Origin of the sequence: Sphingomonas sp. 35-24ZXX, from assembly GCF_000786215.1 — a bacterium.
In the GTDB taxonomy this organism is placed as follows: Bacteria; Pseudomonadota; Alphaproteobacteria; order Sphingomonadales; family Sphingomonadaceae; genus Blastomonas.
In genome coordinates, this window is sequence record NZ_JROG01000008.1 from 150,820 (window position 1) to 175,423 (window position 24,604).

Consider the following 24,604-nt stretch of genomic DNA (forward strand, 5'->3'; position numbering starts at 1 on the left):
TGTAGTCGTTGAGCGACGTGGCCCGCGCCCTTGTCGAGCGCGGGGCGACGCGGGCCCGTGGGCGGCCTATCCAGATGATGTCGCCGATGCTCCATAGCTCCCCAGGCCGGGACATCGGCGGCAAACGACAACAAGACCGGTCCTGCAGGGACCCTTGCCAGCAGGACCGGTCCACGTTTCAGTTTGCTTGCCCCATCGAAAGGACCCCACCCCATGTTCGCCCGTGCTCTTGCCCCCATCGCTACCCGCACCCTGGCCGCCGCGACCGCCTCGGCCATCCTGTTTTCCGCCGCTGTCCAGGCCAATCCGGTCCACACCGAGCAGGCCGCTGGTGGCCGCGTGGTCCGCAGCGTCGAAGTTCCCTTTGTCGATCTCGATCTCACCACGCCCGAAGGCGCCAACACGCTCAAGACCCGGCTGCGCGCTGCCTCGACCAAGGTCTGCGGCGGCTCCCCGCGCGGTCCGCTGCGTGAGCAGATCGATCACCGCAACTGCGTCACCCAGACCATGGCCAGCGGCCAGCGCGCCATGGTCACGCTAATTGCCCGCGCCGAAGCCGGCGAAAGCTTCAAGCCGGGCGAGCGCATCGCCGTCGGCAGCTGATTTCACCCGTTTACCAACCCTTGGTAGAACCCGACTGGACCGACAGCCCCCAAGCTGTCGGTCCTTTTCTGTTATGCGTCAGGGTTCACTGAAGCTCAGCCCCGTGTGCTTTCGCGCCTCGTGAGGATCGATCAAGGCTGACGTGATAGCCGCGCCGGGCGCACAAAAGATCGAGGCGGACGCACCAGGTGCGCCCGCCTCAGTCCTTTGCGACCCAAAGGACTATGCTGCAGCCTGTCCATCCACCCCTGGCAATCGGGCCGGGGAGAGAGGATCAGCGATAGAAGACGTGATTGTCGACCGCGGCGAGGCGCTGCATGCGCCAGCCCGGCGAAACATGGCGTGCATGGAAGAACAGCGCGCCTTCGACGGGGCTGTCCCAGGCATCCTTCATCGCGATCTGCGCAATGGCCACGGCCTCTTTCCAGTCGACGCTGCTCGCGGGAATGGCGGGCATGCGTCCGCCACGAACGAACGAGAACTGGCTGGGCTGATAGACGACACCGCACAGGCTGCTGGCAAAGCGGCCCGAATCGCGCCGGGCGATCACGACCTTTGCGACCGCGAGCTGGCCATTGAGCGTTTCGCCCTTGGATTCGAAATAGACCGCGCCGGCAAGGCACCGGGTCTCTTCGTCCAGGTCGGCGGGAACATCGTGCATCGACACGAGCTGCGCCAGGCTGTCGGCCTTGAGCGGCGGCTGGGCGCTCTGGGTGTCGATCTGAAGGGGAGCGGTTTCGGCCTGCGCGGAGGTTTCGACAGCGGCGTCAGGCGCACTGGAAACAGCAACTTCGCTCGTCTGGGCGGGAACCGGCTGGATCGTTTCGGCAGTCAGCGGCGATGCAAAGGCGGCTGATGCGTCGGTGAAGGTGAGGGTAGCAATCGAATAGATTGCCACGGCGGCCATGCTGGCGGCCTTGAGGATCGTACTCATCAAATTCTTTGACTGTGCGGTGGATCACCATGACCGGGACACGGATCGGGCAGATCATGGATCTGTCGACCGGTTCCGGCGGGTTACCCCCCGTCTGCGTGCTTGCCCTCGGTTCGTCGCCTTTTGTAAAAAGCCATGGAACCGGCCGGACCGCCTGCGCGTTTATCGGTGAACGGGCCCCTCTAGCAGGCGGCTGTGCGAGTCAACTCGCCTCACCGATTATCGCGTCGAACTGTGCGCGGCTGGCGACATCCAGTTCGATGACCCACAAATCGCCGTCCCGGGCGCGCCTGCGGGCGATGTATTCGGCCTGAGTCCCCTTACGCGCGACCGTCGCCTCGTCATCCGCCCAGATCTCCTGCCAATCGGTGCTGCCGTCGAACGCGATCATGCCTTCCAGCAGGGCATTGTCGCGCCCCCGCACCGTGCGCGCGATCAGGATGATGCCCGAAACCGGATCGCCCTTGGCCAATACGGTCGCAAACCCGCCCGCTGCTGCCGTCAGCCGTTGCAGCGCGCCGATCCGCACGTGCGCCGCCAGCCGGGGTTCGATCATCCGGGGCTGTCCTGGACGGGGCCCGAATAGCCCGCCAGCCCTGAAAGCCCGATATGCGAGCGCATGAAGGTGCCCGTGCCGCGCGCGATTTCCTCGCCGTAGCTGTCGACCAGGCGCGATTCGCCGACAAACACCCGGCGCTTGCCGCTGACCCAATGGCCCTCGGCATACACCGGTCCCGCGCGCACCGGCGCGGTGAAATGGAGGTTGAAGGCGGTCGTCAGCAGAAAACGATCGGTCACCAGCGCGTTGCAGGCATAGAAGGCTGCATCGTCGAGCATCTTGAAATAGAGCGTGCCGTGCGCCGCGCCTGCTGCGTGGAAATGCTCCTGCGTGACATCGAAATCGATCCGCGCGCGGCCAGCCCCGGTAATCGTCAGCCGCGAAGGAAACAGCCGGTTGATCGATGCTGCGGCATAAAGCCGTTCGAGCGCCCGAAAATGCGCGCCCTCGCCCGTGCCTTCGCCTGCCGCTTCGACGGTCCCGGCTGCAGACGCCGGATCAGGCAGCGTCACGGTCCAGCTCGGCGGTCACCAGCGCGTAGATCGCATCCGGATCATCGGCGCCCTTGATCTTGGCCAGCGTCTTTTCGTCACGGGTCAGCCGCGAGATATGCGCCAGCGCCTGCAGATGCATTGCGCCGGTAGCCAGCGGCGACAGCAGCGCGATCACCAGATCGACCGGCAGATTGTCGATCGATCCGAACTCGATCGGCTTGCCCAGCCGCAGCAGCACCGCCACCGAATGGTCGAGCCCTTCCAGCTTGCCATGCGGGATGGCGACCCTGCGGCCAAAGCCGGTCGAGCCCAGCTGCTCGCGCTCGAGCAGACAGGCGAGCACCTGCTCGGCATCCAACCCATAGCAATGGCCGAACTGCTCGGCCGCCAGCTCCAGCGCCTGGTGCTTGTCGGCGACGCGCGCCGAGGTCAGCACCGCCTGCTTGTCGAGTTCGAACCACGCCATGATTATCAAAATTCTCGATTCTGTCGCGCCGCTCCCGATCGTTGCGGAACCGGCGCGCTCGAATGGTCATCCAATGATCGTCGGTCCTGCCGGGAGAGGCCCTGTCCTTCTCCCGCCGACGTGTTGCTGCGGCGCCCATGCACCAGATCGCGCAAAAAACCAAGTCGCGCGATGCCCTGGCGCACAGCGCCGCAGAATTTTATCGGATCACGCCTGGGGTTCGACCCAGCCGATCGAGCCATCCTGGCGGCGATAGACCATGTTGTGCCGCCCGGTGCCGGTGTTCTTGAAAAACAGCGCATTGGTGTTGCGCAGATCGAGCATCATCACCGCATCGGACACGGTGGCTTCGGGAACATCGACCCGCGTTTCGGCAATCACGACGGGCGCATCGCCGACAACCTCTTCCTCGCTGCCGCTGTCGAACACCGTATAGGCGGCTTCTTCTTCGCGCGCGGCATGCTGAACCTGCTCGTGGCGCCCCTTCAGGCGGCCCATGTAGCGGCGCAGCTGCTTGTCGATCTTTTCGGCGGCGCCATCGAAGGAAACATGCGCGTCATGGGCCAGGCCGTGGCCCTTGAGGATCAGGCCCTGCATCACATGCGTGACGATGTCGCACTGGAACTGGTCGTGAGGCCCTCGCCCGAAGGTCACATGGGTGGATATGGCCTTGGAAAAATACTTTTCGACAATCGCATTGAGCCGATCCGCAACATGCACCTTGAGGGCTTCGCCGGTATCGACCTGGTGACCTGAAATACGAATGTCCATGATGTTCTCCATGACTAGGACCAGTCGCGGGGATGCCACGACGGGCCGGACAGATATGCCCCGGCGTTCATGCGCCGAGGATGGTATGAGCTTCGGGAAATGACCTCCTTTCGTTGAAGGTTGCACAAACAGGTTAACGCGTGGACAGCCAGAGTGGCTGCTTGATCTTGCCCAGAAATTCGCGATGTGCGGCCAGCTCCGCCTCGCTGGCGGCAAACGGACGGGGCAGGCGGTGCGGACGCTGTTCCAGCGGGATCAGGCGCGGCCGGCCAGAGACCTGCACACCATCGGTGGCCGCATCGTCGGCGAGGCCCAGGCCGATCTGCCGGCCACCGGTAAGCTCGATATAGACCTGCGTCAGCAGTTCGGCGTCGAGCAGCGCGCCGTGCAGCACGCGGTGGCTGCGGTCGACCCCGAACCGCTTGCACAAGGCATCAAGGCTGGCAGGCGATCCAGGAAAGCGCGAGCGCGCCATCGCAACGGTATCGACCACCCGGCTCATCGGAATCGCAGGATGGCCGGTGCGCGCGAGTTCGGCGTTGAGGAAGCGCATGTCGAACCCGGCATTGTGCGCGACCAGCACCGCGTCGCCCAGAAATTCGAGCAGATCCTCGACTCCGGCGGCAAACAACGGCTTGTCGGCCAAAAAGGCGTCGCTGTGCCCGTGCACGCGCTCGGCTTCGGGCGGCATCGGCATTTCGGGATTGTAGAAGGCGTGGAAGGTGCGGCCCGTGGCCATCCGGCCGACCATCTCGATACACCCGATTTCCACCATCCTGTGTCCTTCGTCGGGGGACAGGCCGGTGGTTTCGGTATCGAAAATGATCTCTCTCATTCCAACTACTATTGGACCGATTTGATCATCGCGCAAGAGACGAGCGCAAATTCCCCAGCAGCTTTCGCACCGCCTGTCGCGTGGCCAGCAGGGTGCCGCCGGTGGGGATCACCCAGTCGGCATGGGCACGCTTGTGATGGTCGGCCATCTGCAGATGGCGGATGTGCCGCAGCCGCGCCGCGGTCATGCCTGCGCGCGCCATCACCCGCTTGCGCTGCTGCCACAATGCGGCGGACACCACGACGATGCCGTCGACATTCTGCGTTCCGCCCTTCTCGAACAGCAAGGGGATATCGAACACGATGATCCGCCGGGCCCGGTTGGCGCGGACGAACGCCGCGCGCGAACGGCCGACGGCGGGATGGACGATATGTTCGAGCGTTCTGAGTGCCGCCGGATTGCCGAACACCGCCGCGCCCAGCTTTGCGCGGTCCACCCCCTGCGGCCCGGTGGTCCCGGGAAATGCCGCCTCGATTCTGGACAGCAACGCGCCGCCAGGACCCTGCAGCCGGTGCACTTCGGCATCGGCATCGAACACCGGCACGCCCTCGGCGCGCAGCATCCTGGCCACCGCGGATTTGCCCATGCCGATCGACCCGGTCAGCCCGAGCACCATCGGGCGGTGTCGGTGATGGGGGGGCAGCCGCTTGACGTGCGCGGTCATGCGGTCAGCAGTGCGCGCAGCTCGTCATCGCGGGCGCGCGGCGGGGCGGCATCGAAGAAGATCTCGAAGGCGAGCGCCGCCTGGCCGATCAGCATCTCCAGCCCGTCAACCGTCTCCAGCCCGCGGGCACGCGCCGCCTTGAGCAGCCCGGTTTCGAGCGGATTGTAGACGATGTCATAAACCAGCGCGCTGTCGGGCAGCGGCGACAGGTCGATCTCGAGCGGATCGAACCCCTTCATGCCCAGGGGGCTGGTGTTGACGAGAAGATCGACCTCGCCCAGCGCATCGGCCATGCCGCGCACCTGACCCTTGAGCCCGAACGCGGCGAGCAGACCCATGGCCTTCAAGGGGCTGCGGGCGTGGATGGTGACGCTGGCGACGTCCATCCGCGACAGGGCAAACAGCACCGCCCGCGCCGCACCGCCCGCACCGATCACCGCGACATCGGCTCCGGCAAAATCGCTCTGCCCCAAGGGCGCGTAGAAGCCGCCTGCATCGGTATTGGTGCCGAACAATGCGCCCTCGGCATCGCGGGCGATGGTGTTCATCGCGCCGATGCTGGTGCGCACATCGCCTGGATCGGCGACATGCTCCATCACCGCGAGCTTGTGCGGGATGGTGACATTGCAGCCGCGCCAGAGCGGATCGTCGCGGCGCGATGCGATATAATCGCCGAGGGCTTCTGGCGTGACATGGGTGGCGCGATAGTCCGCCTCCAGCCCCAGCGCCTTCAGCCAGAAGCCGTGGATCAGCGGGGATTTGCTGTGCGCGATCGGATCGCCGATCACCTCGGCATAAGGGGTTCCAGACTGGGTCACGCAGCGCCGATCAGCTGGGCATCAGTTCGCGTTCGCGCAGGAAGCCGAGCAGCGGCAGCAGCGGCATTCCCAGAACGGTGAAGTGATTGCCTTCGATATGGCTGAAAAGCTGGGCTCCCGCGCCTTCGATCTCGTAGCAGCCCACCGTGTATCCGATGGTTTCCCAGTGCTTTTCCACATAATTGCGCACAAAGGCGCTGCCCAGCGGGCGCACGTGCATCACCGCCTTGTCGACATGCCGCCAGATCGGACGACCGCCCTCGACGATCACCGCAGCGCTCCACAATTTGTGTGCCTTGCCCGACAGCGTCTCGAGCTGGCGGATCGCATCCTCGGGAGTCTGCGGCTTGCTCAGCATCTCGCCCGATGCGGTTTCCAGGATCTGGTCGGAGCCCAGCACCATCGCCTCGATGCGGCGCGTGCCCACGCGCATGGCTTTGGCCTCGGCCAGGGCATCGGCAATATCGCGCGGCGACGTGCCGTCGGCGTGCAGCGAAGCGCGGATCGCCGATTCATCGATATGCGCCGCGACCACCGAAAAGGGGACATCGGCAGCATCGAGCATGGCCCGGCGCGAGGCGCTTTGCGATGCGAGTATCAGCATTTCACTTCGTCCTTATGCTTTGTCGGTGGTCAAGCTGGGTTGCAGCCCCGACCTTGCCCTGCTCTCGCGCGCGGCTTCGCGCTCGTTGAACAGGTTGATGATCGCCGCCGCCGTTTCCTCGATCGACCTGCGGGTCACATCGATGACCGGCCAACCATTATCCGCAAACATGCGCCGCGCAAAGGCCAGCTCGGCCTTCACCTTCTCGTCGTTCACATAGTCGGTTTCGGGGGCCTGGTTCAAGGACAACAGGCGGTTTCTGCGCACCGCGATCAGCCGTTCCGGATTGGTCGTCAGCCCCACGACCAGCGGGTGCTTGAGCATGAACAGGGCAGGGGGCGGCGGCGATTCCACCACGATCGGAATGTTCGCGGTCCGGTATCCCCGGTTGGCCAGATAGATCGAGGTCGGCGTCTTCGACGAACGCGAAACGCCGGCCAGCACGATCTCGGCGGTTTCCCAATTTTCCCAGTTCTGCCCGTCATCATGCGCGATGGTGAACTGGATCGCCTCGACCCGCGCGAAATATGCGGCATCGAGTACATGCTGACGGCCCGGGCGCGCCTTGGCCGCCTGGCCAAGCAGGTTCGACAGGGCATCGGTGACGGCATCGAGCGCGGGCACCATCGGCAAGCCCAGCACCCGGCAGCGGCGTTCCAGCTTGGCGCGGATATCGGGATTGACCAGAGTGAACAGCACCAGCCCCGGATTGGCCGCGACCTCGTCCAGAATCCGGTCGAGATGCGTTTCGGACCGCACCATCGGCCAGAAGTGCTTGATGATCTCGACCGCATCGAACTGCGCCAGCGCGGCCTTGGCGATGTTCTCCAGCGTTTCGCCGGTGGAATCCGACAGCAGATGGAGGTGAAAGCGGCTCATGCGCATGGTCTGTGGGCAGAGCGGGGATAAATCAAGGCATGATGTTGTGGGCAAAACCGGGGATGGATTTGCTCCCCCCTGGCCGGACTCTCGTCCCGGGATTTGTCCACACGGGACAAGGTTACCCACAGGCTGTTGAAAGGCGGGATAATTTTGCCGACTCAGCGCAAGAGGCTCACTTGCCGACTGTCAATCTGTCGATACATGAGGCAAGAGTGCGTCATGCCGGTTATCAAGCGGCCTTCTTCAACAGATTCCTTATATAAAGGATAAAAGAATAAAGATGGGTGGGGACACAGCTGAGATGACGACGCGCAACGCACCATTGCTCGACTGCCTGGCAGGCAAGGTGGCCGACGTGCCACCGATGTGGATGATGCGACAGGCCGGGCGCTATCTGCCCGAGTATCGCGCGCTGAGGGCTGACAAGGGCGGCTTTCTGGAACTGGTCTATGACAGCCCCGCCGCTGCCGAGATCACGCTGCAGCCGCTGCGCCGGTTCGAGATGGATGCCGCGATCCTGTTCTCCGACATTCTGATCGTGCCTTATGCGATGGGACAGAATCTGCAGTTCCTGGTGGGCGAGGGGCCGCATCTGTCGCCCAAGCTCATCGATCATGCGCTGGAGAGCCTGGTGCCGGTCCCTGAGCGGCTCAACGCGATCTACGAGACCGTGCGCCTGGTGAAAGCCGATCTTGCGCCTGAGAAGGCGTTTCTGGGCTTTGCAGGGTCTGCCTGGACGGTCGCGACCTATATGGTCAACGGCGAGGGCAGCAAGGACCAGCACGCCACCCGAGAATATGCCTATCGCGATCCCGCAGGCTTTCAGGCGCTGATCGATGCGATCGTCGATGTCACCATCGGCTATCTGATCGGCCAGATCGATGCAGGCGTCGATGCGGTGCAGATCTTCGACAGCTGGTCGGGATCGCTGGCGCCTGCGCAGTTCGAGCGCTGGGTCATTGCGCCCAATGCCCGGATCGCCGCCGCGATCCACGAGGCGCGACCCGGCATTCCGGTGATCGGGTTTCCCAAGGGCGCGGGCGAAAAGCTCGCCGCCTATGCGCGCGAGACCGGCGTCGATGCGCTGGGCCTCGACGAGACGATCGACCCTGTCTGGGCCGCGGCCAACATCCCCGCGCATCTGCCGGTGCAGGGCAATCTCGACCCGCTGGCGCTGCTCGCAGGCGGCGAGCAGATGGAAAGCGCGGTCCGGCACATCATCCGCACCTTCGAGGGACGGCCGCATATTTTCAACCTGGGCCATGGCATATTGCAGCAGACGCCCATTGAACATGTTCACGCACTGCTTACACTGGTGAAGCAGGGCGCATAATCGCGCTGCCACACCAGCGGGCGGCCCAGGCTGCCCGTACACACGGCCTGGCACCATGAACGAGCTCCTCCTGACAGCGGATTACGTTTTCTCAATGCTCTATCTCTGGCTCAAAGCGGCGCACCTCATCTTCGTCATCTTCTGGATGGCGGGCCTGTTCATGATGCCGCGCTTCCTGGTCTATCATCAGGAGGCCGAGCATGGATCGGAAGAGGCGACCCGCTGGATCGACCGCGAGTCCAAGCTCAAGACGATCATCCTCAACCCTTCGATGATCATCGTGTGGGTGCTGGGGCTGATCCTGGCGACGCAGGGCGGCTGGTGGACCTCGGGCTGGATGCACGCCAAGCTGTTGTTCGTGCTCCTGCTCAGCGGCTATCACGGCTGGATGATCGGCTATGCGCGCAAGCTCGCCAGGGGCGAGCGCAAGCTGACCGGCAAGCAGCTGCGGCTGATCAACGAAGTGCCCGGCATTGCCGCGGCTGTCATCGTCATTCTGGTGATCGTGAAGCCTTTCTGACGGCGGCGTTTTTGGCCTAACCACATCCGCTCAGCCTGAGCCTGTCGAAGGCCCCGCGCCCACGCTATCGGTTTAGCGGGCCCTTCGACGACGCGGGCTGCGCCCGCTGCTCAGGGTGAGCGGAGGTTTACTAAGCCAGGAGCCCCCCACTCACCCCATCGCAGCGCGGATTGACTTTGCCCAAGCCGGGGCTTATCTCGCTTGCGTCCCGTCCGGGACCTTTCGACGACCCATTTCCTATTGGCCGGATTACCGGTCGGGCGCTTTCGAACATCTTCCCATACCTGCCGTTTTGAATTTTTGCGGCACCCACATCACGGATTCCTGCACCCCATGCACCTTAAAGAACTCAAGCAGAAAACCCCCGCCGAACTCGTCACCATGGCAGAGGAGCTGGGCGTCGAGAGCGCATCGACGCTCCGCCGCCAGGACCTGATGTTCGCGATCCTCAAGGAACTGGCCGAAGACGGCGAGCAGATCATGGGTCTGGGCACCATCGAGGTGCTGTCCGATGGTTTCGGTTTTCTGCGCAGTCCCGAGGCGAATTATCTCGCCGGGCCCGACGACATCTACGTCTCCCCCAACCAGGTGCGCCGCTTCGGCCTGCGCACCGGTGACACGGTCGAAGGCGAGATCCGCGCGCCGCGCGATGGCGAGCGCTATTTCGCGCTGACCAAGCTGACCGCGGTCAATTTCGACGATCCCGATGTCGTGCGTCACCGCGTCAATTTCGACAACCTGACCCCGCTCTATCCTGACGAGAAGCTGCGCCTCGACACGCTCGACCCGACCGTCAAGGACAAGTCGGCGCGCGTCATCGACATCGTTTCGCCGCAGGGCAAGGGCCAGCGCGCGCTGATCGTCGCGCCGCCGCGCGTGGGTAAGACGGTTCTGCTGCAGAACATCGCCAAGGCGATCACCGACAACCATCCCGAAGTCTTCCTGATCGTGCTGCTGATCGACGAGCGCCCGGAAGAAGTCACCGACATGCAGCGCAGCGTGAAGGGCGAGGTCATTTCCTCGACCTTTGACGAGCCTGCACAGCGCCACGTCCAGGTTGCCGAAATGGTGATCGAAAAGGCCAAGCGTCTGGTCGAGCACAAGAAGGATGTCGTCATCCTGCTCGATTCGATCACGCGTCTGGGCCGTGCCTACAACACCGTTGTCCCCTCGTCGGGCAAGGTGCTGACCGGCGGTGTCGACGCCAATGCGCTGCAGCGTCCCAAGCGCTTCTTCGGTGCTGCGCGCAACATCGAGGAAGGTGGTTCGCTCTCGATCATCGCCACCGCGCTGATCGATACCGGCAGCCGCATGGACGAAGTGATCTTCGAAGAGTTCAAGGGCACCGGCAACAGCGAAATCGTTCTGGATCGCAAGGTCGCCGACAAGCGTATCTTCCCTGCACTGGATGTCGGAAAGTCCGGCACCCGCAAGGAGGAACTGCTGGTGGAGAAGGATATCCTGTCGAAGATGTGGGTGCTGCGCCGCATCCTCATGCAGATGGGCACCATCGACGCGATGGAGTTCCTGCTCGACAAGATGAAGGATTCGAAGACCAACGAAGACTTCTTCGACTCCATGAACCAGTAATCCTGAAGGGCTGCGACACCTGACATGATGGAACTGTGGAATCACATCGTAAACGATTTTGCCAATATCGGCTCTCCGGCTGCGCTGGCAGCCTTTGGCCAGGTGTTGATGATCGACGTGCTGCTGGCGGGCGACAATGCCATTGTCGTGGGCGCGCTGGCGGCGGGCCTGCCTGCCGATCAGCGCCGCAAGGTGATCATGATCGGCATCATCGCCGCTCTGGTGCTGCGCATCGCGTTCGCGCTGGTCGTCACCCAGCTGATGCAGATCGTCGGCCTCATTTTCGCCGGCGGCCTTTTGCTGCTGTGGGTTTCGTGGAAAATGTACCGCGAACTCCAGCCGGCGGGCGCATCGGGCGGATCCCCCGAAATCGAGGGGGACGAGCATAGCGGGGTCAAGCCTGCCAAGAGCTTTGCCGCAGCCGCCTGGGCGGTGGCTGTCGCCGACGTCAGCATGAGCCTCGACAACGTGCTCGCCGTTGCCGGCGCAGCGCGCGAGCATCCCGGCATCCTGATCGTCGGCCTGATCCTCTCGGTCGCGCTGATGGGCATCGCTGCGAACTTCATCGCCAAGTACATCGAGCGTTATCGCTGGATCGCCTATATCGGCCTCGCCGTGATCCTCTATGTCGCCGGCAAGATGATCTACGACGGCTTTGTCGATCCCGGTGTCGGGGTGGTGACGTTGTTCAGCTAAGTCTTTTCGCGCAACATTTCCTCCCATCCGGTGTTCGATCCCTGATAGGATCACGGCACCGCATGGGAGGATTTTTGCATGAAACGGCTGTTCTGGATCGCCATGGGCTTGACCATGGCCACAACCCTTCCTGCCTCGGCAAAGGAACGCGCGCAAATCGCCGCATCCGCTGAAATCGGCCGCAACATCCAGCTGTTCGAACTGCCCAAGGGATCGCGCCCGCACGACGTTGCGCCCGCACCCGATGGCAAGATCTGGTACACTGCGCAGCGCCAGGGAGCGCTGGGCATCCTCGATCCCGTGAGCGGCCAGGTCGTGCAGGTCCCGCTGGGGCCGGAATCGGCGCCGCATGGCGTCATCCAGGGGCCGGACGGCATGGCCTGGATCACCGATGGCGGGCAGAACGCGATTGTCCGCTACAACCCCGCCAACGGCAAGATCGACCGTTGGGCGCTGCCGGCGGACACTGGTTATACCAATCTCAACACCGGCGCATTTGACGGCCAGGGCGTGCACTGGTTCACCGGCCAGAACGGCATCTATGGCCGCATCGACGCCGCCACCGGCAAGCTGGATGTGTGGAAGGACCCCAAGGGGCGTGGACCCTATGGCATCGCCACTGCGCCCGATGGTACCGTCTGGTATGTGTCGCTCGCCGGCAGCCATCTGGCGCGGATCGACAGCGCGAGCGGCCAGATCAGCGTGATCGAGCCACCGACGCCCGGCGCCGGGCTGCGCCGGGTCTGGGCGGACAGCAAGGGCGATCTGTGGATCACCGGCTGGAACAGCGGCGAACTCTATCGCTACCGCCCGTCGACCAAGAGCTGGAAGACCTGGAAGCTGCCCGGCGACGCGCCCAAGGCCTATGCGGTCTATGTCGACGAGCGCGACAAGGTGTGGGTCAGCGATTTCGGGGACAATTCCACCCGCGTCTTCGATCCGAAAACGCAGACGTTCACCGCGCGCTATCCCGGCAGCGGCGAGGGGGCGAACGTCCGCCAGATTCTCGGACGGAAAGGCGAAGTGTTCCTGCCCGAATCGGGCACCGAGCGGCTGATGGTCATCCGTACGGACGTACAATGATCCGCTGGCTTGGTTTGGCGTCGCTGCTGCTTTCCGCACCTGCCCTTGCGCAAGCAACGAACCAGAGCGGTGAACGCGCATTTCAGCGCTGCTACAGCTGTCATTCGGTGGCCAGGGGTGACAAGGGGCTGAGCGGGCCCAATCTGCACAGGCTGGGTGCGCGTTCGGTCGCTGGCGATGCTAACTTCGATTATTCCAAGGCTTTCAAGGATTTCGCAGCAAGCAACCCGCGCTGGACGCCGCAACTGCTCGACCGCTTCCTGACCGATCCGGACGCCGTCGCACCGGGGAACCAGATGGGGTTCTTCGGATTGAAGGATGCAAGGGAGCGAGCGGCGATCGTCGCGTATATCCTGGATGGCAGGTAACCGATCCGGTTCAACCGGATCGGTCGCAGCGCATGCGCGATCCCACGCTCAGCCCGCCTTGGCCAGCATCTCGCCCATCTTTTCCCAGACCTTGTTCATCGCCTTCATCGGGCGGACCATGACCTTGAAGTCCTCGATCTGGCCCGCGTCGTTCCAGCGGATGATGTCGACGCCGTTGACCTGGATGCCATCGAGCACCAGCGCGAACTCGAGCATCGCGGTATCGCCGTCCACGATCTCGCGGACATAGTGGAAGCTGTCGTTGCCGAGCACATGCGCTGCAGCGTGGAGATAGGCGAAGACCTTGGCCTTGCCCTCCTGCGGGGTGTGGACAACGGGCGAGTGGAATACCGCGTCGTTCGCGAGCATCGCGCCCAGCTTTTCGGGGGTCGAGCCGCCATGCATATAATCATGCCAGGCAGCCACGCCTGCGTGCGCCGCGCTCATGCAAGATGCTCTGCGAAGAAGGCAGCGGTGCGACCGTCAGCGAGTTGCGCGCCGGCCTCGTCACGGCGGTTGCCCATTTCTGCGGCAAAGCCGTGGTCGAGCCCTTCATAATCGTGCAGCGTCACGCGGGGGTGGTCATCAAGCCCGGCGTGCACTGCGGCCTGCGCCTCGGGACCCACCAGATGATCGGCCGTCGGGATGTGCAGCATCAGCGGGTTGGCGATGGAATGCGATTCGTCGAGCATCTGGTCGATCATCACGCCGTAATAGCCGACGCTGGCATCCACATCGGTGCGGGCTGCGACCATATAGGCCAACTTGCCGCCCAGGCAGTAACCGACCGCGCCGACCTTGGCGACGCCGCTCAGCCCGCCGACGCCAGCGCGGATCGCGCGGATGGTTGCTTCGATATCCTTGACCCCGTCATTGGGATCGTACTGGCCGAAATAGCCGAACGCTTCCTGCAGCTCGGCTTCGACATCGGCATCGAGTTCGATTCCCGGCTTGATCCGCCAAAACAGGTCGGGCGCTACCGCCAGATAGCCCTGCGCCGCCCAGCCATCGCACTTGCGGCGGATGCCTTCGTTGACCCCGAAGATCTCCTGGATGACGATGATCGCGGCCTTGGGGGTGCCTTCAGGTTCTGCCACATAGGCGTTGAAGCTGGCGTCGTGGTCGAAGGTCTGAATGCTGTGCGTCGAACCCATTTTGCTCTCCATCATCAATTCGATTGCTTTGGCGCGCATTTATACCCACTTTGCCACTGCAGATAAGCGTAAAACTGGGGCTTGGGGGCCTTTGCGCTGCAACAAGGTAGAATGCCATGAAAGTGAATATCGAAGTCGATTGCTCCCCCGAAGAAATGCGCCGCTTCATGGGGCTGCCCGACGTGTCCGATGTCAACCGCACCTATGTCGACGGTGTCGTCAATGCGATGAAGGGCACCAGCAACGTCGACCAGCTCCAGAATATTGCAAAGAACATCGCGCCGATGGGCGAGATGGGTCTGCGCTTCTTTCAGCAGATCATGGACGCCGCGGCTTCGGGCGCCAGCGGTAAGCCCAAGTCGTCGGACTGATCCTTCCCTGAACCATGCAGGCGGGCGAAACGATCTACGCGCTGTCGAGCGGCGCGCCGCCCGCCGCCTTGGCCATCATCCGTATCAGTGGTGTGCGGGCAGGTCCTGCGCTGCAAGCCTTGTGCGGCGCGTTGCCAGCGCCGCGCCGCGCCTCCTTGCGCAGCCTGCGTCACCCCGAAACGGGCGACCTCCTCGACCGGGGTGTCGTGCTGTGGTTTCCAGGTCCTCATACCGCGACCGGCGAGGATCTGGGCGAACTGCATCTGCACGGCGGCAGGGCCGTTGTCCGCGCTGTCGAGGCGGCGCTGGCAGCGCTGCCCGGATTGCGCCTGGCCGAGCCGGGTGAATTCACCCGCCGCGCCTTTCAGAACGGGCGGATCGATCTCGCCGAAGCCGAGGGGCTTTCCGATCTGCTGTTTGCCGAAACCGAAGCGCAAAGGGTCGCGGCGATCCGCATGGCGAGCGGCCATCTCTCGCGCCAGGTGGAAACCTGGCGCCATGATGTGTTGCGCCTGTCTGCCCTGGTCGAGGCCGATCTCGATTTTTCGGACGAAGACGATGTCGATGCCGATGTCGCGGACATGGTGGGGCAGGGGGCAAATGCGCTGGCTGCGGACATCCGCGCGGCGCTGGCCCGGCCCCGCGCCGAGCGTCTGCGTGATGGCATCCGCGTGGTGCTGGCCGGCCCACCCAATAGCGGCAAGTCGACCTTGCTCAACGCCTTGCTCCAGCGCGAGGCGGCGATCGTATCGGATATCGCGGGGACGACGCGCGACGTGATCGAGGCGCCGGTGGCGCTGCAGGGCGTGCCGTTCGTGCTCACCGATACCGCGGGACTTCGCGACGAGGGCGCCGAGGCGATCGAAACCATCGGTATCGAACGGGCCCGCACAGCCATGGCCGGAGCGGATATCGTTCTGTGGCTGGGGCCCGAAGGTGAGGGGCCCGAACATCCGGCGCTGTGGGAGATTGAGACTCAGATCGATCGCCAAGGTGTTTCACGTGAAACAAAGCGCTCGGCCCGGCAGCGTGTGTCGGCGCAGACGGGGGAAGGGCTGCAGGCGCTGATCGATGATCTTGTGATCACCGCCCGGACATTGCTGCCCGGTGCAGGCGAGGTCGCGTTAAACGCTCGCCAGCATGCTTTGCTGGTGCAGTGCGCCGACGCCGTCGATCAGGCAGTAGCCATGGACGATCCATTGCTGCGGGCGGAATCGCTTCGCCTGGCGCGTCTGGCGCTGGATCAGTTGTTGGGCCGGACGCATGTCGAGGACATGCTCGATGCCTTGTTCGGAGCGTTCTGCATCGGCAAATAGTCTTGGTCTCCGTGGAGGCAGGACAGGAGCGGCCGAACCGAGCGACCAACCTCTCGACCGAATCCGGCAATTGCGCTATGGGCGCGTGCATGCAGCAATTTGATGTTCTGGTTGTCGGCGGCGGTCATGCCGGATGCGAGGCAGCGGCCGTGGCCGCCCGGATGGGCGCGCGCGTCGCTCTGGTCAGCTTCACGCGCGAGGCGATCGGCGCGATGTCGTGCAACCCCGCGATCGGTGGCCTCGGCAAGGGGCATCTGGTGCGCGAGGTCGATGCCTTCGACGGGCTGATCGCACGTGCCGCGGATGCGGCCGCGATCCACTATCGCATGCTCAACAGCTCGAAGGGCAGTGCCGTGCAGGGACCGCGCGTGCAGGCTGATCGCAAGCTGTACAAGGCAGCGGTGCGGACCATGCTGGCGGCGCAGCCGAACCTGTCGATCATCGAAGGCGAAGTGGCGGCGCTGCGGCTGACGGGGGGTGCCATCACGGGGGTCGATCTGGCCGATGGCAGTGCGATCGCAGCGGGCGCGGTCGTTCTGGCGACGGGTACCTTCTTGGGCGGACGGCTGTTCCGCGGCGAGGAGCGGCTGGAAGGCGGACGTATCGGCGAGCCCGGTGCGAGCCGCTTGGCCCAGCAGCTGCGCGCAGCCGAACTGCCGATGGCGCGGCTCAAGACCGGCACGCCGCCGCGCATCGATGGCCGAACGATCGATTGGGCCAGGCTCGACGAGCAGCCAAGCGATGCCGAAGGCTGGACGATGTCGCCGCTGACCGAGCGCCGCACTGTTCCGCAGCTGTTCTGCGCGATGACCAGAACCAGCCAGCAGACCCACGATATCATTCGCGCAAACCTCGATCGGTCGCCCTTGTTCAGCGGTGCGATCGGCGCGCAGGGTCCGCGCTATTGCCCGTCGATCGAGGACAAGATCCACCGCTTCGGGGATCGCGATGGCCATCAGGTGTTTCTGGAGCCCGAAGGTCTGGATACGCCTCTGGTCTATCCCAACGGTATCTCGACCTCGTTGCCCACCGATGTGCAGCTGGCCTTCGTCCGTTCGATGGCGGGGCTGGAGCGCGCCGACATCGTCGTGCCGGGCTATGCGGTGGAATATGACCATATCGATCCGCGCGCGCTCGACCACCGGCTCGAGGTGCGCGCGATTCCCGGCCTGTATTGCGCAGGGCAGATCAATGGCACCACCGGGTACGAGGAAGCGGCCGCGCAAGGCCTGGTCGCGGGCATGGCCGCTGCCGGCGCTGTTCTGGGATGCGAGATTGCATTGCCCGACCGGGCCAGCAGCTATCTGGCGGTCATGATCGACGATCTGGTGCTGCAGGGGGTGACCGAGCCGTATCGCATGCTTACCGCGCGCGCCGAGTATCGGCTGAGGCTGCGCGCCAACAACGCGTCGGATCGATTGACCGCGATGGCCATTGGCAATCGCGCGGTTGGTGCAGAGCGGCAAGCGTGGTTCGAACAGAGGCAGGCAGACAAGGCACGGCTGACATCGGCTCTCGAACTGCAGGCGAGCTGTGCGGACCTCGCTGCACTGGGTCTGCCGGTTAAGGCCGATGGCAGTCGGCAGAGCCTTTACGACTGGCTGCGCTTCCCGGCGATTTCGCTCGAATCGATCGCGCCGCTGGTTGGAGAGGCGCTGGATGGCATGGACGATGACCTGCGCGCAGAGATCGAAGAGGATGCGGTCTATGCGCCCTATCTTGCCCGCCAGGATGCCGAGCTGCGTGACCTGCGCGCCAACGAGCGGGTCGTGCTGGGCGGTGCCATCGATTACCGCGCCATCACAGGCCTGTCGAACGAGATGGTCGAGCGGCTTTCGCTGGCGCAGCCCGAAACGCTTGCCGAGGCCGGGCGGGTACGCGGTGTGACTCCGGCGGCTCTGGCGGCGATCCTGGTTCATGCCCGCAAGCGCGCCGCCTGATGACCGACATCATCGATAGCGAAGACGGTGGCCGCGCCTGGATCGCCGCGCAGCCCGGTGTTTCACGTGAAACAATGGCCGCGCTCGATCAGCTGGTGGCGTTCGTCGCCGACGAGGCCAAGCATCAGAATCTCGTCTCGGCCTCCACCTTGGCGATGATGTGGCAGCGCCATATTCTGGACAGCGCGCAGCTGCTGCGCTTTGCCGCGCCGCAAGCCGATGAGCTGTGGATCGATCTGGGGAGCGGAGCAGGCTTTCCGGGGCTGGTCATCGCGCTGATGGCCCCTTGCCGGGTGATGCTGGTCGAATCGCGCGCGCTTCGGATTGCCTATCTCGAGCGCGCCATTGCGCATCTTGGGCTTGAGGATCGGGTGACGGTGGCGGGCGCGGCGCTGGATCGCGTCGAAACGGTCGCAGCCGATTATATCTCGGCGCGGGCATTTGCCCCCTTGCCCCGCCTGATCGAGGGCGCCGAGCGCTTTTCCACAGAAAAGACGCGCTGGTTGCTGCCCAAGGGACGAAATGCGCGCGCAGAACTGGAAAGCGTGTCATCAGCATGGCAGCATGTGTTTCACGTGGAACAGAGCCTGACCGATCCCGATGCGGCGATTTTAGTCGGAACTGGTCGCGCAACACCGCTCGCAAGGCCACAACCAGCACGCCATCGGCCGACACGCCGACACAGGAGCAGATCATGATCCGCATCGCGATTGCGAATCAGAAGGGTGGGGTGGGCAAGACCACGACCGCGATCAACCTGGCCACCGCGCTCGCCGCGACCGGGTTGTCTGTGCTGCTCATCGATCTCGACCCGCAGGGAAATGCCTCGACGGGGTTGGGCATCGCGCGCAACGATCGCGAATATTCGAGCTACGATCTGCTGACCGACAGTTGCTCGCTGGCGCAATGCTGCGTGCCGACACAGATACCGGGGCTGGATATCGTGCCAGCCACGGTCGACCTGTCGGGTGCCGAGATCGAGATGGTCGATCTCGAGCACCGCACCCATCGTCTCAAGACGCCCATGGACGGTGCGCCGCCGGGGCGCTGGCAGGTGTGCCTGATCGATTGCCCGCCATCGCTCGGTTTGCTCACGCTCAATGCTCTGGTCGCGACCGATCAGGTGCTGGTGCCGCTGCAGTGCGAGTTCTTTGCCTTGGAAGGGCTGAGCCAGTTGCTGCAGACCGTCGAGCGGGTGCAGCAGCGCTTCAACCCCGACCTTTCGATCATTGGCGTGGTCCTGACAATGTACGACCGGCGGAACCGGCTGACCGATCAGGTGTCGGACGATGTCCGGGCTGTCTTGGGCAAGCTGGTGTTCGATACGGTCATCCCGCGCAACGTCCGCCTGTCCGAGGCGCCCAGCCACGGCATGCCGGCGCTGATCTACGATCACCGCTGCGTCGGGTCCGAAGCCTATATCGCGCTTGCCCGCGAGTTCATTTCCCGCATGCCCCGTATGGAAGAGGAAGCCGCCTGATGGCCCAGGACCCCAGCGATCTGCCCGACATGGCCAAGGCGATCGGCCGCAAGCGACCGACAGGGCTCGGGCGTGGGCTGAACGCGCTGCTGGGTGAGGCGGGCCGCGAGGAGCCTTTGGTCCGGCGCGAGGCAGGCAGCGAAGCGCCGGCAGGTGCCGTTACCGGATTGCGCTCTCTGCCGCTTGCCGACATTCGCCCGCACCCGGGCCAGCCGCGCCGCTATTTTGACGAAGAAGCGCTCGACGATCTCGCGCGGTCGATCTCGCAGCGTGGGGTGATCCAGCCGGTGATCGTGCGCCCGCGCAAGGGTGGCGGCTATGAGCTCGTTGCGGGCGAACGCCGCTGGCGGGCGGCGCAGCGTGCCCGTCTGCACGAGATCCCCGCCATCATCCGCGAACTGAGCGATCCCGATACCTTTGCCCTGGCGCTGATCGAGAATATCCAGCGCGAGGATCTGAACCCGGTCGAAGAGGCCGAGGCCTATCAGCGGCTGGTGGGGGATCAGGGCTATTCGCCGGTCGAGGTCGCGCGGATGGTCGACAAGTCGCGCAGCCATATTGCCAACCTGATGCGCTTGCTCGCGCTGCCGCAGCCGGTGCTCAAGATGGTCGCTGATCGCAGCCTCAGCATGGGCCACGCCCGAGCCCTGATCAACGTCGCCGATGCCGAGAGCATCGCGGCCGAGGTGGTGGATCGCGGGCTTTCGGTGCGCGAAGTCGAAAAGCTGGTGCGCCGCGCGCGCAGCGAGGGTTCGGGCAAGCCGGAAGGCCCCGCACGCGCCCGGCCAGCGGGCGGAGATTCGGCGAGCAATGCCGATATCGCAGCGGTCGAGCGGCATCTGGAGGATTTGCTGGGCCTCAAGGTCAAGATTACCGCAGAGGCCAATCAGCGCAGCGGCAGCGTGACGGTGCGCTATGGCAATCTCGACCAGCTCGACCTGATCTGCCAGCGCCTGTCCGGCGAGATTATCTAGTTATATCAAATAATTAGTTCGAGTTTTCGAGGCGTGCCGGATCGTTCAGCACGTTGATCGCGGCGTGCACCCGGGCCTCGATCTCCTCGCGCGGAAGCCCTGCAGGTATCACCTCGCCAAAACGGTAGATGACGGTGCCGGGCCGCTTGATGAACCCGCGGCGGGGATAGAGGTGCCCGGTGGCAAGCGCAATCGGCACCACCGGCAGCTTGGCCAGCTTGTACAGCCCGGCAAAGCCCGCCTGCAGCGGCGGCTGCTCGCCCGGCGGGGTGCTGGTGCCTTCGGGATAGATCACGATCGAGCGACCCTCCGCAACAAAGCGGCGCACCTCGGTCATCATGTTGCGCAGCGCAACCGCGCCGCCCGCGCGATCGATGAAGATCATGCCATAGGTGCGCGCGATCTGGCTCCACAACGGGATCCGCGACAGTTCGATCTTGGCGACGACCGCGGGCCGGTTGAAGATGCGCAGCAATTCGATCGTCTCGAAGAAGCTTTCGTGCTTGATCGCGTAGAGCACCTGGCCCTGCGGCAGCGGCCCTTCGATGCGGACGCGGATGCCGAGGAACGCCCATGCGCACCAGTAATGGTACATGCCCCATCCGCGCGCCATGCCCTGCAACCGGTGGCGTGAGAAGGGCAGCACGATGAACGCGACGATCACGATCGGCACCGATCCACCGTAAAAGGCGATCGTGAACAGGATCGACCGGAACACGGCCAGAAGGGTCTGCAACACTGCCATCACACCCCGAACAGCCCTGCCAGCCAGCGCAGCACCAGCTTGTTGTACTCGCGCCACAGCGTCATCAGGCCGGGCTTGCTCGCCACGGCATCGGTATAGATCAGGATGCCTTCGGGCAGCGACCGCCGCAGCTCGTATTCGGCACGGCGCATGTGCCAGTCGGTGGTGACCAGCCTGACCGAACCGATCTTGCGCTGCTTGGCCCAGCGCGCGGTTTCCAGTCCGTTCGAGCGCGTGTCATAGGCGCGAAAGCCCAGGTCGACACAGCAGTCAAATAGCGCGACAGAGCCCGGATATTGCGCGCTGAGCTCGGCCGGGCGGACATCGCGATCCACGCCGGAAATGAGCATCCGGTCGGCCCATTTGTTGCGCAGGGCTTCCAGGCCGCGATCGATGCGCAGCGGGCCGCCGGTCGGCACGACCACGGCGTCGGTCTTCTGGTCGCCCAGGGGTTGCGGCAGCAGGATCGCAAACCAGGCAAAGCCCAGGATCCAGGCCAGCAGTACCGATGACAAAATGCGGACGATCACAATTTCTTCCTGAGCGCGCGCAGGACGGTGACGCGCGCGGTGAACACTGCCAGCGCAATACCGGCAATCGGCACGGTTGCAAGCAGCAGCCAGTCGAGCGGACCGAAAGACCCGGCGGCCACCAGCCCGGAATCGAGCCGCGCTGCGGTATGGCCGAGCAGCCACAGCACCGGCGCGGCAAGCAGGCAGCCGATCAGACCGCCCAAGGCAGCGTCGAGTGCGATCCGCCGCTGGAACAGCCGCGCAATCTGCTGATGCGTGCTGCCCAGCAGATGCATGATATCGATGGTTTCGGCATGCGCGGCGAAGCTGCTGCGCGCCGACAGCATGACCGAGGCGATGCTGGCGAGCGCGAGCATCGCCACCAGACCGATCGCCAGCCAGCGCAGTGTCGCGATCAGTTCGAACACCGGGCGCAGCCACTGGCCATGCGCGTCGATCCGCGCATCGGGCGCCGCGCCGCGCAGCGCCTGGCGCAACCGGGCGAGCACCGCCGCATCGGCCTTGCCGGCAAAATCGACATCGATCAGCGCGGGCAGGGGGATGTCGTCGCTCACCGCGCCGCTTCCGAGCCAGGGGGCAAGCAGATTGCGAACCTCAGCTTCGCTCACCTGAGTCACCACGGCCACCGATTTATCGGAGCGCAGGACCGCTTCGGCCGCCACGGCCTGGCGCTGGCGCGCCTGCGGATCGGCGTTGACGATCTGTACGGTGGCGCGTCCGGCCAGATCGGCGTTGATCTGCTGCGCGGCGCTGCCCAGCGCCAGCGCGGCTGCGGTCGCCAGCAGGGTCAGGAACAGCATGACCGCGATCACCCACGGCATCGGGCCCGTCAGCCGCGCCTGCGGGATCAGCCGGCGATCATGGCCGGTGGGGAAAAACGAGCCCAACATCAGCCTTGCTCGCCCACCCAGCCGGTGAGGTCTGCGGGGCGGGGCGGATAGCGCAGCGCGCCGGTGGGGTCGGACAGGCGCCCGGCCTCCAGCCGCATCATCTGCGCGCGCTTGATCCGGGTCATCAGATGGATGTCGTGGGTGGCAACGATGATCGTCGTGCCCATCCGGTTCAGCGCCTCGAACAATCGCAGCAGCTTGACCGCCATGTCGGGATCGACATTGCCGGTTGGCTCGTCGGCGACCAGGATATCGGGCCGGGTGATCACTGCACGCGCAATCGCCACGCGCTGCTGCTCGCCGCCCGAAAGCGTGGCGGGCAACGCATCGCCGCGGGCATTGAGCCCGACCCAGTCGAGAATCTCGCGCACCGGGGTGGTGATGTCGGCATCGCGCATGCCCGCGATGCGCAAGGGCAGGGCAATGTTGTCGAAGGCCGAAAGGTGCGGCACCAGCCGGAAGTCCTGGAATACCACGCCAATCCGGCGGCGAAAGCCAGGCAGACGCTCGCGATCCAGCGTCATGAGGTCGCTGCCGAACAGCCGGACAAGCCCCCGGCTGGGGCGCTGCGCCAGGTACAAAAGCCGCAGCAGCGACGATTTTCCCGCGCCTGACGGTCCGGTCAGAAAGTAGAACTGGCCGGAAAACAGCGTGAACGACAGGTCGGAAAGCGCCTCTGGCCCGGTGCCATAGCGCAGCCCGACATTCTCGAACTGGACGATGCTATCCATGCTGGCGCCGCTCATGCTGCGGCGATAGCGCGCCGCGGGGCAGACAGGCAATCGGAATGCGCATCGCGCCGTGCTGTGCCATGTGCGCTCTGCCTCCCTTGATCCCAAGCCGTTGAAAAAACGCCATAGCGCGCAAACAGTGGTGGAAAAAGGGCGGGCATGCCGTGACGAGGCTTGTAAGCCCCTTGCGGCGATTCGCCCGGCGTGGTTAGAAACGCCATGATTATTGCGTGCCCCGCGTGCAACACCCGCTATGCGGTCCCGGACAGTGCCATTGGGCTCGATGGCCGATCGGTGCGGTGCGCCAAGTGCGGCCATAGCTGGTTCCAGCACGGGCCGGAATTGCCGCCGCCGCCAGCCGATCCGGTGCTCGCGGAACCCGCGGCCCAGCCTGCACCCCAGGCCGTGCAGGACCCGGCGCCCACGCCATCCCCCTCCTCGGTGCCGGCAGCCACAGCCGCTGCTGCCCCCGCTCCCGCCCCTGCGCCGGCAGCATCGCCGCCACCGGTCGCGGCACCGGTTGTCGCAGCATCGCCGGATACCGATACTGGCAACGATGGCAGCGCCGCGCCGGATCTGCCGCCGCTGCCGCGCCCTGCGCCGGGCAGCCGCCCGATCGTGGCCAGCTATGCCGATGAATCCCTGGCCGACCGGCCCAGCAGCTTCAGCCACGAACCGCCCTTCCGGCCACGCCGCAACCCCGCGAAATACTGGATGATCGGCGCCATAGCCTTTGCCGTGGTCGCATCGGGCGCGGCGGTGGCGATCCAGACCTTCGGCCTGCCCGGTTTCATCACCGATTACAGCCTGCCCTTTGCCGAAGTGGAGCCCGATCTGAAGATCGATTTCCCGCCCGACAAGCAGGAACGGCGCACGTTGCCCAACGGCACCGAATATTTCAGCGCTTCGGGGACGATCCGCAACCTCAGCCAGCGTGCGCAGGATGTGCCGCCGATGCTGGTGGTGCTGCGGGACGCGCAGAACCGGGTGGTGTTCAACTGGATCATCAACCCGCCGGTCGATCGGCTGGAGCCGGGGCAGAAGGCCGATTTCCGCCAGGCGATGGTCGATGTCCCGCGCTCTGCCACATCCGCCGAGATTGCCTGGGCCAAGCGCCGCTGATCCGGCCGCCGGGCGTTGTCCCGCCATCGATAATCGCTTGTTGCTATGGGCCTGCCGCTTTGCTAATGGCGCAGCCTGCCACGCGGGCAGGGGGGCTCAGTCCCCGGTTTCTGCCTCGCGAATTGCTG

30 protein-coding genes are annotated in these 24,604 nt (G+C 64.7%); 14 read left to right on the forward strand and 16 right to left on the reverse strand.

All coding sequences use genetic code 11. The features are described 5' to 3' along the window. Positions 1 to 213 precede the first annotated feature (213 nt). Positions 214 to 603, forward strand: coding sequence for a UrcA family protein (locus tag LI72_RS15370; RefSeq protein ID WP_033926820.1), 390 nt, complete (start codon positions 214 to 216; stop codon positions 601 to 603). A gap of 274 nt (positions 604 to 877) precedes the next feature. Here the strand turns inward: LI72_RS15370 and LI72_RS15375 are convergent, their stop codons facing one another. The 10 genes from LI72_RS15375 to LI72_RS15420 form a co-directional block, all read right to left on the reverse strand. Next, complete coding sequence (locus LI72_RS15375) at positions 878 to 1,537, reverse strand: cell wall hydrolase (RefSeq protein ID WP_033926821.1); 660 nt, start codon at positions 1,535 to 1,537, stop codon at positions 878 to 880. A 202-nt stretch (positions 1,538 to 1,739) separates the two neighbouring features. After that, positions 1,740 to 2,093: a DUF1491 family protein gene (locus LI72_RS15380; protein WP_052129967.1), complete on the reverse strand. Its 354-nt coding sequence runs from the start codon at positions 2,091 to 2,093 to the stop codon at positions 1,740 to 1,742. Next, positions 2,090 to 2,608, reverse strand: coding sequence for a PaaI family thioesterase (locus LI72_RS15385; protein ID WP_081985078.1), 519 nt, complete (start codon positions 2,606 to 2,608; stop codon positions 2,090 to 2,092). The genes LI72_RS15380 and LI72_RS15385 overlap by 4 nt, the downstream gene beginning before the upstream one ends. Next, a complete protein-coding gene (locus tag LI72_RS15390) occupies positions 2,595 to 3,056 on the reverse strand; it encodes a PTS sugar transporter subunit IIA (RefSeq protein WP_033926822.1) in 462 nt (153 codons plus the stop codon). Before LI72_RS15390 ends, LI72_RS15385 begins: the two co-directional genes overlap by 14 nt. A gap of 207 nt (positions 3,057 to 3,263) precedes the next feature. After that, positions 3,264 to 3,827, reverse strand: coding sequence for a ribosome hibernation-promoting factor, HPF/YfiA family (gene hpf / locus LI72_RS15395; protein WP_033926942.1), 564 nt, complete (start codon positions 3,825 to 3,827; stop codon positions 3,264 to 3,266). 133 nt (positions 3,828 to 3,960) lie between these two features. Further along, the gene (gene dnaQ / locus LI72_RS15400) at positions 3,961 to 4,662 is read right to left on the reverse strand and encodes a DNA polymerase III subunit epsilon (protein ID WP_033926823.1); all 702 of its coding nucleotides are present in this window, start codon (positions 4,660 to 4,662) and stop codon (positions 3,961 to 3,963) included. A 25-nt stretch (positions 4,663 to 4,687) separates the two neighbouring features. Further along, complete coding sequence (coaE, locus tag LI72_RS15405) at positions 4,688 to 5,326, reverse strand: dephospho-CoA kinase (RefSeq protein WP_197051934.1); 639 nt, start codon at positions 5,324 to 5,326, stop codon at positions 4,688 to 4,690. After that, positions 5,323 to 6,144 carry a shikimate dehydrogenase gene (aroE, locus tag LI72_RS15410; RefSeq protein WP_033926825.1) on the reverse strand — a complete coding sequence of 274 codons (822 nt, stop codon included), beginning with the start codon at positions 6,142 to 6,144 and terminating at the stop codon, positions 5,323 to 5,325. Before aroE ends, coaE begins: the two co-directional genes overlap by 4 nt. Positions 6,145 to 6,154: 10 nt before the next feature. Further along, entirely contained in the window at positions 6,155 to 6,748 is a 594-nt protein-coding gene (locus LI72_RS15415) for a Maf family protein (RefSeq protein WP_081985080.1), read from the reverse strand. Positions 6,749 to 6,760: 12 nt separating this feature from the next. Beyond that, positions 6,761 to 7,627 carry a pyruvate, water dikinase regulatory protein gene (locus LI72_RS15420; RefSeq protein WP_033926944.1) on the reverse strand — a complete coding sequence of 289 codons (867 nt, stop codon included), beginning with the start codon at positions 7,625 to 7,627 and terminating at the stop codon, positions 6,761 to 6,763. 283 nt (positions 7,628 to 7,910) lie between these two features. On the opposite strand from LI72_RS15420, the gene hemE reads away from it, so the two are divergent. The 6 genes from hemE (at position 7,911) to LI72_RS15450 (ending at position 13,220) form a co-directional block, all read left to right on the forward strand. Beyond that, the gene (hemE, locus tag LI72_RS15425; protein WP_443018127.1) at positions 7,911 to 8,963 is read left to right on the forward strand and encodes a uroporphyrinogen decarboxylase; all 1,053 of its coding nucleotides are present in this window, start codon (positions 7,911 to 7,913) and stop codon (positions 8,961 to 8,963) included. Between the two features lie 55 nt (positions 8,964 to 9,018). Further along, positions 9,019 to 9,483, forward strand: coding sequence for a CopD family protein (locus LI72_RS15430; RefSeq protein WP_197051935.1), 465 nt, complete (start codon positions 9,019 to 9,021; stop codon positions 9,481 to 9,483). Between the two features lie 333 nt (positions 9,484 to 9,816). After that, positions 9,817 to 11,073, forward strand: coding sequence for a transcription termination factor Rho (rho, locus tag LI72_RS15435; RefSeq protein WP_033926828.1), 1,257 nt, complete (start codon positions 9,817 to 9,819; stop codon positions 11,071 to 11,073). Between the two features lie 24 nt (positions 11,074 to 11,097). Continuing rightward, positions 11,098 to 11,769 carry a TerC family protein gene (locus tag LI72_RS15440; RefSeq protein ID WP_033926829.1) on the forward strand — a complete coding sequence of 224 codons (672 nt, stop codon included), beginning with the start codon at positions 11,098 to 11,100 and terminating at the stop codon, positions 11,767 to 11,769. Positions 11,770 to 11,883: 114 nt separating this feature from the next. Next, positions 11,884 to 12,852, forward strand: a complete 969-nt coding sequence (locus tag LI72_RS15445; RefSeq protein WP_231562494.1) for a Vgb family protein — start codon at positions 11,884 to 11,886, stop codon at positions 12,850 to 12,852. Between the two features lie 107 nt (positions 12,853 to 12,959). Continuing rightward, entirely contained in the window at positions 12,960 to 13,220 is a 261-nt protein-coding gene (locus LI72_RS15450; RefSeq protein ID WP_156139640.1) for a c-type cytochrome, read from the forward strand. A gap of 48 nt (positions 13,221 to 13,268) precedes the next feature. Here the strand turns inward: LI72_RS15450 and LI72_RS15455 are convergent, their stop codons facing one another. Beyond that, positions 13,269 to 13,667: a nuclear transport factor 2 family protein gene (locus tag LI72_RS15455; RefSeq protein WP_033926832.1), complete on the reverse strand. Its 399-nt coding sequence runs from the start codon at positions 13,665 to 13,667 to the stop codon at positions 13,269 to 13,271. Then, entirely contained in the window at positions 13,664 to 14,374 is a 711-nt protein-coding gene (locus LI72_RS15460) for a dienelactone hydrolase family protein (RefSeq protein ID WP_033926945.1), read from the reverse strand. The genes LI72_RS15455 and LI72_RS15460 overlap by 4 nt, the downstream gene beginning before the upstream one ends. 116 nt (positions 14,375 to 14,490) lie before the next feature. Between LI72_RS15460 and LI72_RS15465 the strand changes: the two genes are divergently transcribed. The 6 genes from LI72_RS15465 (at position 14,491) to LI72_RS15490 (ending at position 20,455) form a co-directional block, all read left to right on the forward strand. Then, the gene (locus tag LI72_RS15465) at positions 14,491 to 14,745 is read left to right on the forward strand and encodes a DUF6489 family protein (RefSeq protein ID WP_033926833.1); all 255 of its coding nucleotides are present in this window, start codon (positions 14,491 to 14,493) and stop codon (positions 14,743 to 14,745) included. Positions 14,746 to 14,759: 14 nt separating this feature from the next. Continuing rightward, positions 14,760 to 16,061, forward strand: a complete 1,302-nt coding sequence (gene mnmE / locus LI72_RS15470; protein ID WP_033926834.1) for a tRNA uridine-5-carboxymethylaminomethyl(34) synthesis GTPase MnmE — start codon at positions 14,760 to 14,762, stop codon at positions 16,059 to 16,061. 89 nt (positions 16,062 to 16,150) lie between these two features. Further along, positions 16,151 to 18,001, forward strand: coding sequence for a tRNA uridine-5-carboxymethylaminomethyl(34) synthesis enzyme MnmG (gene mnmG / locus LI72_RS15475; protein WP_033926946.1), 1,851 nt, complete (start codon positions 16,151 to 16,153; stop codon positions 17,999 to 18,001). Further along, on the forward strand, positions 18,001 to 18,699 hold the full coding sequence (gene rsmG, locus LI72_RS15480; RefSeq protein ID WP_033926835.1) for a 16S rRNA (guanine(527)-N(7))-methyltransferase RsmG: 699 nt from the start codon (positions 18,001 to 18,003) through the stop codon (positions 18,697 to 18,699). The genes mnmG and rsmG overlap by 1 nt, the downstream gene beginning before the upstream one ends. Then, complete coding sequence (locus tag LI72_RS15485; protein ID WP_033926836.1) at positions 18,696 to 19,481, forward strand: ParA family protein; 786 nt, start codon at positions 18,696 to 18,698, stop codon at positions 19,479 to 19,481. The genes rsmG and LI72_RS15485 overlap by 4 nt, the downstream gene beginning before the upstream one ends. Next, complete coding sequence (locus LI72_RS15490; protein WP_081985083.1) at positions 19,481 to 20,455, forward strand: ParB/RepB/Spo0J family partition protein; 975 nt, start codon at positions 19,481 to 19,483, stop codon at positions 20,453 to 20,455. Before LI72_RS15485 ends, LI72_RS15490 begins: the two co-directional genes overlap by 1 nt. A 13-nt stretch (positions 20,456 to 20,468) precedes the next feature. On the opposite strand, the gene LI72_RS15495 is transcribed toward LI72_RS15490, so the two are convergent. Genes LI72_RS15495 through ftsE form a run of 4 tightly spaced genes read right to left on the reverse strand, consistent with a single transcriptional unit; the run spans position 20,469 to position 23,354 of the window. Continuing rightward, on the reverse strand, positions 20,469 to 21,200 hold the full coding sequence (locus LI72_RS15495; RefSeq protein ID WP_033926837.1) for a lysophospholipid acyltransferase family protein: 732 nt from the start codon (positions 21,198 to 21,200) through the stop codon (positions 20,469 to 20,471). Then, positions 21,200 to 21,730 carry a YdcF family protein gene (locus LI72_RS15500; protein WP_033926838.1) on the reverse strand — a complete coding sequence of 177 codons (531 nt, stop codon included), beginning with the start codon at positions 21,728 to 21,730 and terminating at the stop codon, positions 21,200 to 21,202. The genes LI72_RS15495 and LI72_RS15500 overlap by 1 nt, the downstream gene beginning before the upstream one ends. Further along, positions 21,727 to 22,623 (reverse strand): cell division protein FtsX, encoded by an 897-nt coding sequence (locus LI72_RS15505; protein WP_033926839.1) that lies wholly within the window; start codon positions 22,621 to 22,623, stop codon positions 21,727 to 21,729. Before LI72_RS15505 ends, LI72_RS15500 begins: the two co-directional genes overlap by 4 nt. Further along, the gene (gene ftsE, locus LI72_RS15510) at positions 22,623 to 23,354 is read right to left on the reverse strand and encodes a cell division ATP-binding protein FtsE (protein ID WP_033926948.1); all 732 of its coding nucleotides are present in this window, start codon (positions 23,352 to 23,354) and stop codon (positions 22,623 to 22,625) included. The genes LI72_RS15505 and ftsE overlap by 1 nt, the downstream gene beginning before the upstream one ends. Before the next feature lie 219 nt (positions 23,355 to 23,573). Here ftsE and LI72_RS15515 point away from each other — a divergent pair, with 219 nt between their 5' ends. Beyond that, complete coding sequence (locus LI72_RS15515) at positions 23,574 to 24,476, forward strand: MJ0042-type zinc finger domain-containing protein (RefSeq protein WP_033926840.1); 903 nt, start codon at positions 23,574 to 23,576, stop codon at positions 24,474 to 24,476. The last annotated feature ends 128 nt before the right edge of the window (positions 24,477 to 24,604 follow it).